The organism is Streptomyces sp. NBC_01408 (assembly GCF_026340255.1).
In the GTDB taxonomy this organism is placed as follows: Bacteria; Actinomycetota; Actinomycetes; order Streptomycetales; family Streptomycetaceae; genus Streptomyces.
In genome coordinates this window covers 1,386,679-1,402,260 of the sequence record NZ_JAPEPJ010000001.1, presented here as the reverse complement: position 1 = coordinate 1,402,260, position 15,582 = coordinate 1,386,679, and the positions used below count along the sequence as shown (strand labels likewise).

At 72.5% G+C, this 15,582-nt stretch carries 16 protein-coding genes, 1 tRNA gene and 1 pseudogene; 5 read left to right on the top strand and 13 right to left on the bottom strand.

The window, feature by feature from the left end:
- The first annotated feature begins 20 nt into the window (after positions 1 to 20).
- The 3 genes from OG447_RS06585 to OG447_RS06575 all read left to right on the top strand — a co-directional run bounded on the left by OG447_RS06585 (position 21) and on the right by OG447_RS06575 (position 4,432).
- Complete coding sequence (locus OG447_RS06585) at positions 21 to 1,301, top strand: bifunctional glycosyltransferase family 2/GtrA family protein (protein ID WP_266935472.1); 1,281 nt, start codon at positions 21 to 23, stop codon at positions 1,299 to 1,301.
- On the top strand, positions 1,298 to 3,547 hold the full coding sequence (locus tag OG447_RS06580; RefSeq protein WP_266935470.1) for a glycosyltransferase family 39 protein: 2,250 nt from the start codon (positions 1,298 to 1,300) through the stop codon (positions 3,545 to 3,547). The genes OG447_RS06585 and OG447_RS06580 overlap by 4 nt, the downstream gene beginning before the upstream one ends.
- A 204-nt stretch (positions 3,548 to 3,751) precedes the next feature.
- Positions 3,752 to 4,432 carry a TetR/AcrR family transcriptional regulator gene (locus OG447_RS06575; protein ID WP_266935469.1) on the top strand — a complete coding sequence of 227 codons (681 nt, stop codon included), beginning with the start codon at positions 3,752 to 3,754 and terminating at the stop codon, positions 4,430 to 4,432.
- 226 nt (positions 4,433 to 4,658) lie between these two features.
- Here the strand turns inward: OG447_RS06575 and OG447_RS06570 are convergent.
- Positions 4,659 to 6,227, bottom strand: a pseudogene (locus OG447_RS06570) (MDR family MFS transporter); the annotation flags it as partial.
- A gap of 14 nt (positions 6,228 to 6,241) precedes the next feature.
- Positions 6,242 to 6,634 carry a MarR family winged helix-turn-helix transcriptional regulator gene (locus OG447_RS06565; RefSeq protein ID WP_266938780.1) on the bottom strand — a complete coding sequence of 131 codons (393 nt, stop codon included), beginning with the start codon at positions 6,632 to 6,634 and terminating at the stop codon, positions 6,242 to 6,244.
- A gap of 250 nt (positions 6,635 to 6,884) precedes the next feature.
- Between OG447_RS06565 and OG447_RS06560 the strand changes: the two genes are divergently transcribed.
- Positions 6,885 to 7,121, top strand: coding sequence for a hypothetical protein (locus tag OG447_RS06560; RefSeq protein WP_266935468.1), 237 nt, complete (start codon positions 6,885 to 6,887; stop codon positions 7,119 to 7,121).
- 15 nt (positions 7,122 to 7,136) lie between these two features.
- Here the strand turns inward: OG447_RS06560 and OG447_RS06555 are convergent, their stop codons facing one another.
- The 10 genes from OG447_RS06555 to OG447_RS06510 form a co-directional block, all read right to left on the bottom strand.
- A complete protein-coding gene (locus tag OG447_RS06555) occupies positions 7,137 to 7,946 on the bottom strand; it encodes a hypothetical protein (RefSeq protein WP_266935467.1) in 810 nt (269 codons plus the stop codon).
- 59 nt (positions 7,947 to 8,005) lie between these two features.
- Positions 8,006 to 8,854 carry an RNA polymerase sigma factor SigF gene (locus OG447_RS06550; RefSeq protein WP_266935466.1) on the bottom strand — a complete coding sequence of 283 codons (849 nt, stop codon included), beginning with the start codon at positions 8,852 to 8,854 and terminating at the stop codon, positions 8,006 to 8,008.
- A 230-nt stretch (positions 8,855 to 9,084) separates the two neighbouring features.
- The gene (locus OG447_RS06545) at positions 9,085 to 9,939 is read right to left on the bottom strand and encodes an RNA polymerase sigma factor SigF (RefSeq protein WP_266938779.1); all 855 of its coding nucleotides are present in this window, start codon (positions 9,937 to 9,939) and stop codon (positions 9,085 to 9,087) included.
- A gap of 255 nt (positions 9,940 to 10,194) precedes the next feature.
- The gene (locus OG447_RS06540; RefSeq protein WP_167347253.1) at positions 10,195 to 10,356 is read right to left on the bottom strand and encodes a hypothetical protein; all 162 of its coding nucleotides are present in this window, start codon (positions 10,354 to 10,356) and stop codon (positions 10,195 to 10,197) included.
- A gap of 374 nt (positions 10,357 to 10,730) precedes the next feature.
- Positions 10,731 to 11,021 carry a hypothetical protein gene (locus OG447_RS06535; RefSeq protein ID WP_266935463.1) on the bottom strand — a complete coding sequence of 97 codons (291 nt, stop codon included), beginning with the start codon at positions 11,019 to 11,021 and terminating at the stop codon, positions 10,731 to 10,733.
- Between the two features lie 163 nt (positions 11,022 to 11,184).
- Positions 11,185 to 11,271, bottom strand: a tRNA-Ser gene (locus OG447_RS06530).
- Positions 11,272 to 11,328: 57 nt separating this feature from the next.
- Positions 11,329 to 11,757, bottom strand: a complete 429-nt coding sequence (gene tadA / locus OG447_RS06525) for a tRNA adenosine(34) deaminase TadA (protein ID WP_266938778.1) — start codon at positions 11,755 to 11,757, stop codon at positions 11,329 to 11,331.
- 74 nt (positions 11,758 to 11,831) lie between these two features.
- Entirely contained in the window at positions 11,832 to 12,380 is a 549-nt protein-coding gene (locus OG447_RS06520; protein WP_266935461.1) for a hypothetical protein, read from the bottom strand.
- A 384-nt stretch (positions 12,381 to 12,764) separates the two neighbouring features.
- A complete protein-coding gene (locus OG447_RS06515; RefSeq protein WP_266935460.1) occupies positions 12,765 to 12,959 on the bottom strand; it encodes a hypothetical protein in 195 nt (64 codons plus the stop codon).
- A gap of 146 nt (positions 12,960 to 13,105) precedes the next feature.
- Positions 13,106 to 14,053 carry a universal stress protein gene (locus OG447_RS06510; protein WP_266935458.1) on the bottom strand — a complete coding sequence of 316 codons (948 nt, stop codon included), beginning with the start codon at positions 14,051 to 14,053 and terminating at the stop codon, positions 13,106 to 13,108.
- A gap of 163 nt (positions 14,054 to 14,216) precedes the next feature.
- Between OG447_RS06510 and upp the strand changes: the two genes are divergently transcribed.
- Positions 14,217 to 14,852: a uracil phosphoribosyltransferase gene (gene upp / locus OG447_RS06505; protein WP_031141526.1), complete on the top strand. Its 636-nt coding sequence runs from the start codon at positions 14,217 to 14,219 to the stop codon at positions 14,850 to 14,852.
- Between the two features lie 37 nt (positions 14,853 to 14,889).
- Here upp and OG447_RS06500 read toward each other — a convergent pair whose 3' ends face one another.
- Positions 14,890 to 15,549: a LytR C-terminal domain-containing protein gene (locus OG447_RS06500; RefSeq protein WP_266935457.1), complete on the bottom strand. Its 660-nt coding sequence runs from the start codon at positions 15,547 to 15,549 to the stop codon at positions 14,890 to 14,892.
- Between the last annotated feature and the right edge of the window lie 33 nt (positions 15,550 to 15,582).

Here is a 15,582-nt window from a genome sequence, read left to right as displayed (position 1 = left end):
CACCCCGCGAGGGTCGACGCATGTCAACCGACGCCTCTCCCGGTGCCCTTCCGGCACGGGCGCCCCTCGCGCCCCTGCCCGGTGAGCCCGTCCTCGACGTGGTGATCCCGGTCTTCAACGAGGAGAAGGACCTCGGCCCCTGTGTGCGCCGCCTGCACGGCCACCTCAGCCGCACCTTCCCCTATCCCTTCCGGATCACCGTCGCCGACAACGCCAGCACCGACCGCACCCCCGAGATCGCGGCCGCCCTCGCCGCCACGCTCGACGGCGTACGCAGCACCAGGCTGGAGGAGAAGGGCCGGGGCCGGGCACTGCGCACCGTATGGTCCGGCTCCGACGCCCCCGTCCTCGCGTACATGGACGTGGACCTCTCCACCGACCTCAACGCCGTCCTGCCGCTCGTCGCACCGCTGATCTCCGGCCACTCCGACCTCGCCATCGGCACCCGGCTCGCCCGTTCCTCGCGGGTCGTGCGCGGAGCGAAGCGGGAGTTCGTCTCCCGTGCCTACAACCTCCTGCTGCGCTCCTCCCTCGCCGCCCGGTTCAGCGATGCCCAGTGCGGGTTCAAGGCCATCCGCCGCGAGGTAGCCGAGCGGCTGCTGCCGCTGGTGGAGGACTCGGGCTGGTTCTTCGACACGGAGCTGCTCGTGCTAGCCGAGCGGGCCGGGCTGCGGATCCACGAGGTCCCGGTGGACTGGGTGGACGACCCGGACTCCACCGTCCACATCGTCCGGACGGCCACCGAGGACCTCAAGGGCGTCTGGCGGGTGGGCCGGGCGCTCGCCGTCGGCGCGCTCCCGCTCGACCGGCTCGCCCGGCCCTTCGGTGACGACCCGCGCGACCGCACCGCCGTTCCCGACGTGGACCGCGGGCTGCCCCGCCAGCTCCTCGGCTTCTGCGCCGTCGGGGCGCTGTCCACCCTGCTCTACCTGCTGCTCTACTCGGCCTTCCGCGCCGGAACCGGCCCGCAGCTCGCCAACGGAGCCGCCCTGCTGCTCTCCGCCGTCGCCAACACCGCCGCCAACCGCCGGCTGACCTTCGGTGTCCGGGGCCGTCTCCGGGCCGTACGCCACCAGGCCCAGGGGCTGGTGGTGTTCGCCATCGGCCTGGCCCTGACCAGCGGCTCCCTCGCCGCTCTCGGCGCGGCCACGGCGGAACCCGGGCACAGCACCGAACTGGCCGTCCTGATCACCGCCAACCTCGCCGCCACCGTGCTGAGGTTCCTGCTCTTCCGCGCCTGGGTCTTTCCCGAGAGGCGCGCAGCCCATACGAAGACGCCCATCTCCAAGGAGGGCCGATGACCACGGCCGTACCCACCGCCTTCACCCCACCCGCGCCCGGCAGGGCCGCCGCCACGGCGGCCGTCGGCCGGCCCGTCTGGGAACGGCCCGCCCTCGCCGCGCTGCTGTTCTCCACCGCCTTGCTGCTGCTCTGGAACCTGGGGTCCTCGGGCTACGCGAACTCCTTCTACTCCGCCGCGGTACAGGCGGGCAGCGAGAGCTGGAAGGCCTTCTTCTTCGGCTCCTCCGACGCCGGGAACTCCATCACCGTCGACAAGCCCCCGGCCGCGCTGTGGCCGATGATGCTGTCCGTCCGGCTCTTCGGGCTGGGCTCCTGGCAGATCCTCGTTCCGCAGGCCCTGATGGGCGTCGCCACCACCGGCGTGCTCTACGCCGCCGTCCGCCGTCAGTTCGGCCCGGCCGCGGGACTGCTGAGCGGGGCGGCTTTCGCGCTGACCCCCGTCGCCGCACTGATGTTCCGCTTCAACAACCCCGACGCGCTGCTGACCCTGCTGCTGACCGTCACCGTCTACTGCCTGCTGCGCGCCCTCGACGGGGCGCACACCCGCTGGCTGGTGTGGGCCGGTGTCGCCGTCGGCTTCGCCTTCCTCACCAAGACCCTCCAGGCCTTCGTGATCCTGCCGCCGCTCGCCCTGCTGTACGCCGTCTGTGCGCCCACCCGGCTGCGCAGGCGGCTCGGCCAGCTGCTGCTCTCCGGGCTCGCGATGGTGGTGGCCGGCGGCTGGTGGGTGGCCGTGGTGGAGCTCTGGCCCGCGGACTCCCGCCCGTACATCGGCGGTTCGCAGACCAACTCCTTCCTGGAGCTGACCCTCGGCTACAACGGCCTGGGCCGGATCAACGGCAACGAGACCGGCAGCGTCGGGGGCGGCGGGCGCGGCGGCGGTGGTGGCGGAGGCTGGGGAGAGACCGGCATCGACCGGCTGTTCTCGGGCAATATCGGCGGTCAGATCTCCTGGCTGCTGCCCGCGGCCCTGGTCCTGCTCGTGGCGGGACTGGTGGTCACCTGGCGGGCCCGCCGGGCCACCGACTCGCTGGAGGGCATGGCGCGCGCGGCCTTCCTGGCCTGGGGCGGCTCGCTGCTGATCACCGCGCTCGTCTTCAGCTTCATGCAGGGCATCTTCCACGAGTACTACACGGTGGCGCTGGCGCCGTTCGTGGCCGCGCTGATCGGGATGGGCGTCACCGTGCTGTGGGAGGAGCGGGGCAGCCTGGCCGCCGCGCTCACCCTCTCCGGCGTGCTCGTGCTGACGGCCGTCTGGTCGTACGTGCTCCTCGGCCGGGCCGCCGACTACTTGCCGTGGCTGCGCTGGACGGTCCTGGCGGCCGGGGTGCTCGCGGCGGCCGGGCTGCTGGCCGGTGCCCGGCCGGGCGGCGGCCGGGCTCTGCCGGCCGTGGCCGCACTGGGCCTGGGCGCAGCCCTGGCGGGCCCGTTGGCGTACTGCCTGACCACTGTGAGCACGGGCCATACGGGTTCGATCGTGACCGCGGGCCCGGCGGTGGCGGGCGGCCGGGGCGGACCCGGCGGGATGATGCGCCTCGGCGCGGGGGGCGAGCAGCCGCAGGGCGGCCAGGGCGGCCAGGGCGGCCAGGGCGGCCCGGGCGGGGCGCCCCAGGGCAGCCCCGGCCAGGCGATGCCGAACGGTCAGGGCGGCCCCGCTGCCCAGGGCGGCCCCGGCGGCGGCCGGGACGGCCAGGGAGCCCAGGCCGGTCAGGGCCAGACGGGCCAGGGCCAGACGGGCCAGGGCCAGGGCCAGGGCCAGGCCGGTCAGGGAGCCCAGGCCGGTCAGGCCGGGCGCGGCTCCGAGCGGGCCGGCGGGGGCCAGGGCGGCCCCGGCGGGCTGCTGGGCGGCACCCGGGTCGGAGCCGAGGCCACGGCGGCCCTGCGCGCCGACGCGGAGAAGTACACCTGGGCAGCGGCCGGCATCGGCTCGCAGAACGCGGCGAGCTACCAGCTGGCCTCCGGCGAGCCGGTGATGCCGATCGGCGGTTTCAACGGGAGCGACCCGTCGCCGACGCTGGAGCAGTTCCAGGAGTACGTGAAGGCCGGGAGGATCCACTACTTCATCGGCCAGGCCGGCTCGAACGGCCAGACCGAGCAGGGCGGCGAGAACGGGCCCGCGATGCGCCAGGGCGGCGGACCGGGCGGCGGCACCAGCAGCGCCATCGAGACCTGGGTGAAGGAGAACTACACCGAGCGCACGGTCGGCGGAGCCACCCTCTACGACCTCACCGCACCGAAGGCCTGACAGCCGGGCAGCCGTAACGGGCGGCCCGTCAGACCGTCAGACCGTCAGACCGTCAGACCGGCGGACCGCCCGGGCGGATGGGGGGTGCGCTCCCTCCGCCCGGGCCGGATCCCACTCCTCACGCGGGCCCGCGCCACCCCCTAGGATCAAGGGGGCGCACCGGGCATACCGGGCTCAACCCTGGGCGTCTGAGGAGGGCTTCCCATGGTGACCGCGGCCGATCCCGGCGAGACCCGGGCCAGTGTGTGGCTGGCGACCCGGCCCGCCGCCCCCGCCAGACGCCGCAGCGAGGCCCCCTCCGGCCTCGACCGGGAGCGGATCACCGCGGCCGCCGTGCGGCTGCTCGACGCCGACGGGCTGGCCCGGTTCTCGATGCGGCGGCTCGCCGCAGGGCTCGGGGTCACCGCGATGTCCCTGTACTGGTACGTGGACACCAGGCACGACCTGCTCGAACTCGCCCTGGACAGGGCCCTGGGCGAACTCGTCCTGCCCGAACCGGGAGGGCCGGGAGGGCCGGGAGGGCCGGGAGGGCCGGGGGAGCCAAGGGAACCAGGGCAGCCGGGCCAGCAGACGGTGGCGGGCTGGCCCGCCGGACTGCGGGCGCTCGCCCGGGCCTACCGGCGGCTGCTGGCGGATCACCCCTGGGTGGCCCCGCTCACCGCGGCCTACCCGAACATCGGCCCCCACGCCCGGGCCTTCGACACCACCCTCCAGCAACTGCTCGACGCCACCGGCCTGGCGGATGCCGCCCGGGCCGGAGCCCATCTGGCCGTCTCGCAGTTCCTGCACGGCTGCGGCGGCACAGTCCGGCGGGCCCCCGAAGGGGACTTCTGCCTCGCGATCGAGGTCCTGATCGCGGGCATCGAGGCGAAGGCCACCGCCTAGTGCTGTGACCGGGCGGTGGCCTCAGGGGTGTGGCGCTCCGGGATCAGCCCCGAGCCCCGTCCACCGTGGTCGCAGCAGTCGCAGCAGTCGCAGCAGTCGCCGCCGTAGAAGCGGATCCCGTTGCAGCGGATGCCGTAGCGGCCACCGCGGGTGCTGCGGGTGCCTGGTCCCCCGTGCCCTCGGTTCCGGCCGCAGCGGAGGCGGCCGCCGGGGCGTGCGCCGCGGGGTTCGCCTTCAGCGCGACCTCCTTGATGAACAGCACGAGCACCAGGCCGAGCAGCGCGAACGGGGCGGCGTACAGGAAGACGTCGCCGACGCCGTGCCCGTACGCGGACTCGACGACCTCGCGGAACGGCGCGGGCAGCTTGTCGAGGTCGGGGATGCCGCCGCCGGCGGTGCCGCCGTGGCCCATGGCCGCGGCCTTCGGGCCGAGCGCGGCCAGCCCGTCCTGGACGTAGTGGGTGACCCGGTTGGCCATGACCGCACCGAGCGCGGAGACGCCCATGGCGCCGCCGAGGGAGCGGAAGAAGGTGACGACGGAGCTGGCGGCGCCCAGGTCCTCGGGGGCCACCTGGTTCTGGGTGGCGAGGACCAGGTTCTGCATCATCATGCCGAGACCGAGGCCGGTGAGGGCCATGTAGATCGCGATGTGCCAGTACGGGGTGTCGTAGCGCAGGGTGCCCAGCAGGCCGAGTCCGGCCGTCAGGAGCACGCCGCCGGCCACGAGCCAGGCCTTCCACTTACCGGTCTTGGTGATCACCTGACCGGAAAGGGTGGAGGAGACGAAGAGCCCGCCGATCATCGGAATCGTGAGGATTCCGGACATCGTCGGGGACTCGTCGCGGGCCAACTGGAAGAACTGGCTGAAAAATACGGTCCCCGAGAACATCGCGATGCCCACGAACAGCGAGGCCGCCGAGGCGAGGGTGATCGTCTTGTTGCGGAACAGCCGCAGCGGGATGATCGGGTCGCTCGCACGGGACTCGACGAGGACGAAGAGCAGGCCGAGCAGCACCGCGCCGCCGGTCATCGCCCAGGTCTGCCAGGAGATCCACTCGTAGGAGTCGCCGGCCTGCGTGACCCAGATCAGCAGCAGCGAGACGGCCCCGCTGATCAGGAAGGCGCCCAGCCAGTCGACCTTGACGTCCCGGCGCACCACGGGCAGCCGCAGTGTCTTCTGAAGGACGATCAGCGCGATGATCGCGAAGGGCACGCCCACGTAGAAGCACCAGCGCCAGCCCAGCCACTCGGTGTCGGTGATGACACCGCCCAGCAGCGGGCCGCCGACGGTGGCGACGGCGAAGACCGCGCCGAGGTAGCCGCTGTACCGGCCCCGCTCGCGCGGGGAGATCATCGCGGCCATGACGATCTGCGCCAGCGCGGACAGGCCGCCGACCCCGATGCCCTGGACGACGCGGCAGGCGATGAGCATGCCGGTGTTCTGGGACATGCCCGCGACCACGGAGCCGAGGACGTAGATCACCAGCGATATCTGGACCAGCAGCTTCTTGCTGAAGAGGTCGGAGAGCTTGCCCCACAGGGGGGTGGTCGCCGTCATCGACAGCAGGGCCGCGGTGACCACCCAGGTGTACGAGGACTGCGTGCCGCCGAGGTCGCTGATGATCTGGGGCAGGGCGTTGGAGACGATCGTGGAGGACAGGATCGCCACGAACATGCCGAGCATCAGCCCGGACAGGGCCTTCATGATCTGCGGGTGGGTCATGGACGTGCTGTCGGACATCGTCTCCGACCGGCCGCCGCCTCCCCGCACACCGGTGGGTGTGGTCGTAGCCATGTGGTTCCTCAGTTCTAGAAGCTCGATCGGAGTCGGGCCAGCAGGGTGTTCAGTACGTCGATGTCCTGGGGCGACCAGTCGGCCAGCGCTCTTTCCAGCGCGGCCGTGTACCGGGCGCCGAGCTCGGTGAGGAGCGCGCGCCCGGCCGGGGTGAGCCGCAGGATCCGGCAGCGGCCGTCGCCCGGGTCGGCCTGGCGCTCGATCCAGCCGCGGTCGGCCACGTGGGCCACGTTCCGGCTGGTCACCGAGATGTCGACGGCCATGAACGCGGCGAGCCGGCTGAGCCGCATCTCGCCGTGCCGGTCGAGCACGGTGAGGACGGCGGCGGCGCCGGGCGGGCAGTCCGGGGGCAGGATGCGGGCGAGGTCGCGCTTGACCGCGCCGACTCCGGTGAGCTGGCGGGCCAGCTCCTGGTACCGGCCGCCGGTGTCCGGAACCGCCGGAACCGCCGGAGCCGATGGCGCCGATGGCGCCGATGGCGCCGACGGCGCCGACGGAGCGGTCGAAGCCGACGTCGGCGGAGCGGTGGAAGTGGTCACCGGGCAGCCCCCCATCTTGTTGCTTAAAGCAACCATAGAAGCGGATGGTTGCTACAGGCAAATGAATCCGGGGGGTGGGGCGGTAAAGGAATCGGAAAACCCGCTAGGGTCCTGCCCCATGGCTGCGAACCACAACTCACAGGGCCCCGAGGGCAACTACGACCCCGCGGGCAGCACTCAGATGTTCCGGGCGTTCGTGGAGGAGGCCGCGCCGGTCAGGCAGGCCGGCCCCGGAGCCCGCCGGCAGCGCCGCGCCGAGCAGCAGCAGGCCGGCTCGAAGAAGGCCGTGTGGCTGGGCCTGGCCTTCGCGCTGGCGCTCGTCCTCGGCGCCGCCCTGTGGTTCGCCCTGCGCTGATCCGGTCGTCGCGGCTCAGCTCCAGCCGGCGGCGACCTTCCGGGTCTCCACGTGCATGCCCAGCGGGACGCGCCAGGCGTCCACGCACACCGTGTAGGTCTGCGTCTTCGCGCCCGCGCCCGGCACGGGTGCCGGAAGCGGCTGGGTCGTGGTGATCGTGGCCCAGTCGACGCCGAGGGCGCCGATGATGTGGGTCGCGAAGCTGACCGTGCCGGAACGGGCGGCGGTGGTGCCGGTGTTGGTGAAGGTGACGGTGACCAGCTCGCACCAGCGGTCGGCCGCGGCCGCCCGCACCGGGGTGGACAGCGTCAGCTGCGCCGGAGTGGCCGGAGGCTTCGTGCCGGGCGTGGCCGGCGGGTTCGTGGGCGTGCCAGGCGTGCCGGTGCCCGGCCCGCCAGGGGTGCCGGGCACAGGCGTACCCGGCGTGCCGGACCCCGCGGGGCTACCGGTGCCGCCAGGGCCCCGGCCCGGTCCCGTCGCACTGCCGGGTGCGGCCGCGGAGCCGCGCGGCGCCGTGGATCCCGGCGTACTGGACGGCGCACCGGACGGCGTACCGGCCCGCGGGCCCGCCGGTGTGCCGGCCGAGGGGCCGGGCGGTGCTTCGGCCGAGGCGGCGGAGCCGCCCGCCGCGGACGGGCCGCCGAGCTGCTGGAACTCGACCCGCCCCTGCGGCGCCACGTTCTCCCCCGCGCCCCGCTCGGGGCCCGGGGCCGCGGCGCCCACGGCGACGTAGCCGTCCCGTGCGGGGCCGCCGCAGCCGGTGAGGCCGGCGGCGGCCGTGCAGCACAGGGCGAGGAGGGCGGCCGTGCGGGATCCCGTTCGCATCGCGCCAGTTTTCCTGACGCTCCGTCAATTGGGAACCCTGTCCGGCCGGACGGCTCAGATCACTCGCCGATGAGACCCACGCGCAGCTGTGCGAGGGTCCGGGTGAGCAGCCGGGAGACGTGCATCTGGGAGATGCCGACCTCCTCGCCGATCTGCGACTGCGTCATGTTCGCGAAGAACCGCAGCATGATGATCTGCCGTTCCCGGGGCGGGAGTTTGGCGAGCAGTGGCTTGAGGGACTCGCGGTACTCGACGCCTTCGAGCGCGGTGTCCTCGTAGCCGAGGCGGTCCGCGAGCGAGCCCTCGCCGCCCTCGTCCTCAGGGGAGGGCGAGTCGAGCGAGGAGGCGGTGTAGGCGTTGCCGACGGCGAGCCCGTCGACCACGTCCTCCTCCGAGACCCCGAGCACGGCGGCGAGCTCCGGGACGGTCGGCGAGCGGTCCAGCTTCTGGGCGAGCTCGTCGCTGGCCTTGGTCAGCGCGAGGCGCAGCTCCTGGAGCCTGCGCGGGACGCGGACGGACCAGGAGGTGTCCCTAAAGAATCGTTTGATCTCGCCCACGACGGTCGGCATCGCGAACGTCGGGAACTCCACGCCGCGTTCGCAGTCGAACCGGTCGATCGCCTTGATCAGGCCGATCGTGCCGACCTGGACGATGTCCTCCATCGGCTCGTTGCGGCTGCGGAAGCGGGCGGCGGCGTACCGCACCAGGGGCAGGTTCAGCTCGATCAGGGTGTCGCGTACGTACGTGCGGTCGGGGCTGTCCGCGTCCAGGGCGGCGAGCCGCTGGAAGAGGGAGCGGGAGAGGGTGCGGGTGTCGATGGCTTCCGAGCGGTCAGACGCTGGCGGAGCTGCCGGTGCCGGGCTCTTGACGAGCGTGAGCACCTTGGAGCTGCCCTGGTCTACGGACATGCCACCCCCTTGAGGTCGCGGACGGTCGCGTACGGCGCGCCCGTCGGAGGAACGCAGCCTCCACCTGAATACCGGAGGCGGGGCTGCGGCAAACGCGGTTCCAGCAGAATGTCACATGTCGGCAACACGCTGTAGCGCCATGTCGACATATATCTCCAGCGACAGAGGAGGTCGGAGAGGGATCAGCCTGTTCTGTCAGGAAACGGGTAGATGATCTCCACTCGTTCCGGTTACGCCTCGATCCTGTTTGCGGATCTCAGTCGGGCGAAACTCCGGGCGAGTAGCCGGGAGACGTGCATCTGGGAGACGCCGAGCTCAGCGCTGATCTGTGACTGCGTCAGATTGTTGTAGTACCGCAGGAGCAGGATCCGCTGTTCGCGCTCGGGCAGTTGTACGAGGAGGTGGCGGACGAGGTCGCGGTGTTCGACGCCGGCCAGCTCGGGGTCCTCGTAGCCGAGGCGGTCCAGCAGTCCGGGCAGCCCGTCGCCCTCCTGGGCGGCCTCCAGCGAGGTCGCGTGGTACGAGCGCCCGGCCTCGATGCAGGACAGCACCTCGTCCTCGCTGATCCGCAGCCGTTCCGCGATCTCGGGGGTGGTCGGGGTGCGCCCGTGGAGGGTGGTGAGGTCCTCGGTGGCGGCGTTGACCTGCACCCACAGCTCGTGGAGGCGGCGCGGTACGTGGACGGTGCGGACGTTGTCCCGGAAGTAGCGCTTGATCTCGCCCACGACGGTCGGCATGGCGAAGGTCGGGAACTGCACGCCCCGGTCCGGGTCGAACCGGTCGATGGCGTTGATGAGCCCGATCGTGCCGACCTGGACCACGTCCTCCATCGGCTCGTTGCGGCTGCGGAAGCGGGCGGCCGCGTACCGGACGAGCGGGAGGTTGGCCTCGATGAGGGCCCCGCGCACCCGGGTGTGCTCGCTGGTGCCCGGCTCCAGGCCCTTCAGCTGGCCGAAGAGGACCTGGGTGAGGGCCCGGGTGTCCGCGCCCCGGCTGGGCGGTCTCGGCGCGACCGGGGGCTCCTCGGGCGGCTCCTGACGGAGCTCCTGACGCGGCTCCTGGCGGGGCTCCTGCTGGGAGGGCACCTGGGGGTCTTGCTGAGGGGGCACCTGAGGCGCAGTACTGGCCGGCACGGTCACGCCACCCCTTCAGTCAACTCATCCGTCAAAAGCGGTCATAGCATCACAAGACATGTGCACTGTGTGCAAGCACCGTATATCACCGTGTTGAGGGCAAGTTGGGCATAAGTGGGCATTATGCCCATCGATAGGGTGCGAAAAGCCCCCCACCCGTTGGAGTGGGGGGCTGGGGAGTCGGGAAAACCGCCTCAGCGTACGGGTTCAGCGCACCAGTTCGGTCATGAACTCGCCGATGCCCGATGCGGCATCCGATATGCCTTGGAAACCTATTCCCACCATCTCGGCCGCCCGTTTGGGCTGGGTGATGATCACGAAGAGGACGAACACGGTGAGGACGCCCGTGATGAGCTTTTTGGTGTCCATGAACGGTGTCGGCCTCCCCAACCGGTACTGCGAAGTCGGTGGAGTCTAACCGGTCATGTTCGGACACTCACCCGGTCTTTAAGGACCAAGGGCCCGGCGCAACGGGTCCTTTGCCGCGGCGAGAGCGGGTGCGGTGGGCGCAGGATTGATGTGAGCCCACCGGTTCTGGCAGGAAACCGGTGGGTGAGGGACAGGACCTCATTGCGGGGTCCGAGCCGCAAGCTTCCCCCTGACTGCGGCTCGGACTGGCAGGTTCCGTCCTCGTCGGGGGAAGTGGCTTGTCCCCCCGATGCCACTTCCCCCGTCCCACACGATGAAGGTCCCGACTCCGGTCGGGGCCTTCTTCGCGTGTCCGGGGGCGGGCGGACACGCGGCTACTCGATGCCGCCGGCCAGGTCGGTGAGGGGCTGTACGGGGGCGATCACGGGGGCCAGGTGGTTCGGCAGCTCCATCAGCTGGTTGAGCTGGTTGGCCCCCTCGCTGAGCTTTGCGCCGATCTCCTGGACGGAAGCGGGCTGGGCCCCCGCCGGCATGCCCGGGGCCGCCGTCGGCAGGTCCGGGAGGGCGAGGGGGGCGAGCTGGGCGGCCGAGGCGGCGGGAGCGGCGAAGCCCGCGGCGGCCCCCGCGAGGGCGAGGGCGGCGAGCATGCGCTGGGTCTTGGTCATGCCGTGACAACGGCTGCCGCACCGCGCGGTCACGCGGCTGTCCGCCGGACGGGAGCCGGACGGGAATCGGAGGGCAGCCGGAAGGGAGCCGGAAGGGAGCCGGAACGGGCGCGCGAACGCCGAGAGCCCCGACCCTTGCGGGGCGGGGCTCTCGGTTTCAGAGCGGTAGCGGTGGGATTTGAACCCACGGATAGCTTGCACCATCACACGCTTTCGAGGCGTGCTCCTTCGGCCGCTCGGACACGCTACCGAGAGAGAGCTTAGCCCAAGGTGCCCCGTGTGCCGAAATCCGTATCCGGAGGGCCGGTCAGAGCCCGCGGAAGAAATCCGTCAGCTGCCGCGCGCACTCCTCGGCGAGGACGCCGCGGACCACCTCGGGCCGGTGGTTGAGCCTGCGGTCCCGTACGAGGTCCCAGAGCGACCCGGCCGCGCCCGCCTTCTCGTCGTCCGCGCCGTAGACGACGCGGGCCACCCGCGACTGCACGAGCGCTCCCGCGCACATCACGCACGGCTCCAGGGTGACCACGAGGGTGCACCCCGGAAGCCGCCATTCCCCGAGCGCGGCGGCCGCCCGGCGCAGCGCCAGTACCTCGGCGTGCGCCGTCGGGTCGCCGGACGCCTCGCGCTCGTTGTACCCGGTGGCGAGGAGTTCCCCGTCCGGGCCGAGCACGACGGCGCCGACCGGCACGTCGCCGGCCGGCACCGCCCGGGCGGCCTCCTGGAGCGCCAGGCGCATGGAGTCCCGCCACGGGTCCCGTACGGGATCGGGGCCCTGCGTGTCGTGTCTGTGGGTCACCTGCGGGTCGGTCACTAGCGGACGGCCTCCAGGACCTCGGTGGCGCCGAGCGAGTCGGCGATCTCCGAGAGGGCGTCCCCGTCCAGGGTCATCAGTTGTTTGTGGGTCACCCCGAGGTCGTCCAGCAGCCGGGGATCGCCGAGCGGACCGGCCGGTACCGGCTCCGTGCCGGTCCCGCCCGCCTCGTCCTGGTCGTCGTCCTCGTCCGTGAACGCGGCGATGGGTTCCTCCTCGCCGTCCTCGGTGCCGTCCAGGTCCAGCTCGTCGAGTTCGTCGTCCTCCTCGTCGCTGCCCAGCAGCTCTTTGGTAAGCATCGAGCCGTAGGAGCTGCGGGCGGCGAGGGAGGCGTTCGATACGAAGTACCGCGGGTCCTCCTCCCCGTCCACGCGGATGACGCCGAACCAGGCGTCCTCCTGCTCGATGAGGGCGACCACCGTGTCGTCGTCGACAGCGGCGGAACGGGCGAGATCGATCAGATCACTGAGGGACTCGACGTCGTCGAGTTCCATGTCGCTCGCTTCCCACCCGTCTTCGGTGCGCGCGAGCAGTGCGGCGAAATACACCGTGACTCTCCCACTGGTCTTAGGCATGCCGGTTGGAGGTCCCCCCGGCCGGAGGTTGGGGTGGAACGGCCGTGGTGCTCGCCGTCCGTGCCCCGCCCAATCGGCATCGTGGCAGAAACGGCGGCTTTGCGAGAGGTCTTCCGCGCTTGCGTCGTGCCGTGCCGTGCGCCGCGCGGTGCGTACGGAGGCCGCGGGGCGGGTGGCGGCGGCTCCCCGGCGGGGCCTGCGCGGGTTGCGCTGCGGGGCGGTGGGACGCGCTCGCGCGGGGGTCCGGGGCGGTGGCGGTGCGGTCGTGCGGGAAACCGGCCGGATTCGGTGCGGGGGGCTGGCGTGTCCCGTTCACCTGGTCGGGCCCTTCGGCTCCCCAGGCCGCGGCGGACGGGGTCACCAGCGGAAGGTGCGCATCCGCATCTGCTGGCGCATCCGGGCGGCGCGGGCGCGGCGGGGCTGGACCCGGTCGCGCAGCTCGCGCGCCTCGCTCAGGTCGCGCAGGAACTGCGCGCGCCGCGCCCTGCGCTGCGCCGCGGTCTCCGGCGTCTCGTACTCTTCGCTCTCTTCGCTCGGCTGCGTCTCGGGCATCGGCCACCACCCCGGCTGGTCCGGTCGTCCTCCTCCGCCGGCGCGAAGCAGACCCCCCTGCACCCACCTTCCCCCGGACGGCCCGATTGATGCCACCCCTGTGCAGGTCAGAGAGGTGGGAGCGGCAGGAGGGAGGGCCGGACGGCTCAGGCGTCGTCGTGCAGCGTCGGAACGACGGCCACCGGGCCGTGGGCGTGCTGCAGGACCGCGTGCGCCACCGAGCCGATGAACAGCGACCTGCCGTGGCGGCGCGGGTGGTGGCGTCCCACGACCACCAGGGCGGCCGACCGGGAGGCGGTGACCAGCCGCCCCGCCGCGTCCCCGGGCACGGCGGCCTGTTCGACCGGGACCTCCGGGTGGCGCGTGCGGAAGGGCGCCAGCCGCTCCGTCTGGGACCGCACCATCTCCCGCTCGGCCGGCACGGCGTCCCCGCCGTCGGCCAGCCCCTCCGGCGGGACCACTACGAAGGGGCTGTCGATCACCATCGTCGGCGCCGGTGGGATCGCGTACGCGGAGACCACCTGGACGGTGGTCCCCCGCGCGGCCGCCTCCGCGAAGGCGAATTCGAGGACGTCGTCGGGTGTCTCGGCGGCGTGCAGCCCGAGCACCACCCGGCCGACGGAGGGCTCGCCGGCCACGTCGGCGGGGTCCGCGCGCCGCTCCGCGTGCGGGATCACCACCACCGGGCAGGGCGCGGTGGTGGCCACGGCGCGGCTGCTGGAGCCGAGCAGCAGGGTGGCGAAGCCGCCGCGGCCCCGGGACCCCATGACCAGCATCAGGCCCTCCGCCCCGATCACCCGCAGCGCCTCGGGTACGGAGCCCTCCAGGGCCTCGTAGCGGACCCCCTCCGGGAAGTCGGGCCCGCCGCCGAAGAGGGCCAGGATCCGGTCCCGTACCGGGTCGGCGAACTTCTCGGGCTGGGAGGCGTCGTGCAGGGCGGCCCGGCGTCCCGCGTACAACTGGGCGTGGTCGGGCAGCACATGCGCGATGAGCAGCCCCGTCCCGTGCCGCAGGGCCGCGGCCCTCGCCCACTCCAGGGCCCCCAGGCTGTGCTCGGATCCGTCGACGGCCGCGATGACCGGTGCGCTGTTCACCTGTCCAGCGTGCTGGGCGGCCGCGCGGGGCGCATCCGCACGGCCGCGCGGGCGCGGTCGCCGCTTCGGACGCGAAGGGGTCGTGTCAGCGCGTAGCCTTTTGGGTGTGGGTCGCGTCGGGCGGCCGTTTTCGCTGGTCGCAGGCTGAATTCTGGAGGATGTTGTGCGTTTGCAGGTCGTCGATCACCCCTTGGTGGCGCACAAACTCACCACGCTGCGCGACAAGCGCACCGACTCCCCCACCTTCCGGCGCCTCGCCGACGAGCTGGTGACCCTGCTCGCGTACGAGGCGACGCGGGACGTGCGCACCGAGCAGGCCGACATCGAGACCCCGGTCGGCCCGACCACCGGTGTGAAGCTCTCGCACCCGCGCCCGCTGGTCGTACCGATCCTGCGGGCCGGCCTCGGCATGCTCGACGGCATGGTGCGGCTGCTGCCGACGGCCGAGGTGGGCTTCCTGGGCATGGTCCGCAACGAGGAGACCCTGGAGGCCTCCACGTACGCGACGCGCATGCCCGAGGACCTCTCGGGCCGGCAGGTCTACGTCGTCGACCCGATGCTCGCCACCGGCGGCACCCTGGTCGCGGCGATCCGTGAGCTGATCAAGCGCGGTGCCGACGACGTGACCGCCGTGGTGCTGCTGGCCGCGCCCGAGGGCGTCGAGATCATGGAGCGCGAGCTGGCGGGCACGCCGGTGACGGTGGTGACGGCCGCGGTGGACGAGCGGCTCAACGAGCACGGCTACATCGTGCCGGGGCTGGGCGACGCGGGCGACCGGATGTACGGCTCGGCCGAGTAGTCCCCGGCCGGGCCGTCGTCCTGCGGCGTCCCGGTCCTCAGCAGTTCTTGGCGGGCGCGGGCACGGGGTTGGCCAGTACGGCCAGCGCCTTGTCCGCGTCCTCCTTCGTGCTGAGCTCCGTGAAGGCGTCACCGAGGATCAGGTCGACGTCCGCGCCCTCGCGGGTGTCGGTCTGCTGGGTGGTGCCGGCCAGCTGGGTGCCCAGGACGGAGAAGACCGCCTTGTCGGTGGCGGGGGAGCCCAGCAGTATCCCGGTGCCGGGGACCTTCTTGTCGAAGTCGGCGGGGGCGTTGCCGACGTTGCCGACGGCGAAGCCGCGTTTGCGCAGTTCGTCGCCCACCGCCTTGGCGAGACCCGCGCGGGGCGTCGCGTTGTAGACGTTGACCGTGATCTCGCCGGGCTGGGGGAGCTTGACCGCCGGTGGGGCCGAGGCCGCCACGGGCGCGCCCTTGGCGGCCCGTTCGGCAGCCGCGGTCGGACAGTCCTTGGCGCCGGCAGCAGTGTTCCGTTTGGCGTTGTCGCCCTGGAACACGTCGATGAGCTGCAGTGCCCCGTAGCTGAGCAGGGCGAGCGCAAGGACCGAGCCGAGCACGGCGAAGACGATGCGACGACGGCTCCGCTTACGGCTCAGGCGGGGGTAGGCGGCTCCCGTGACGCGGTACTTTCCGCCCATGCCGGGGGGAGTGAGCATGCTCATGGGCGCAGCGTAGTGCGACCCGGTGGCGATGCC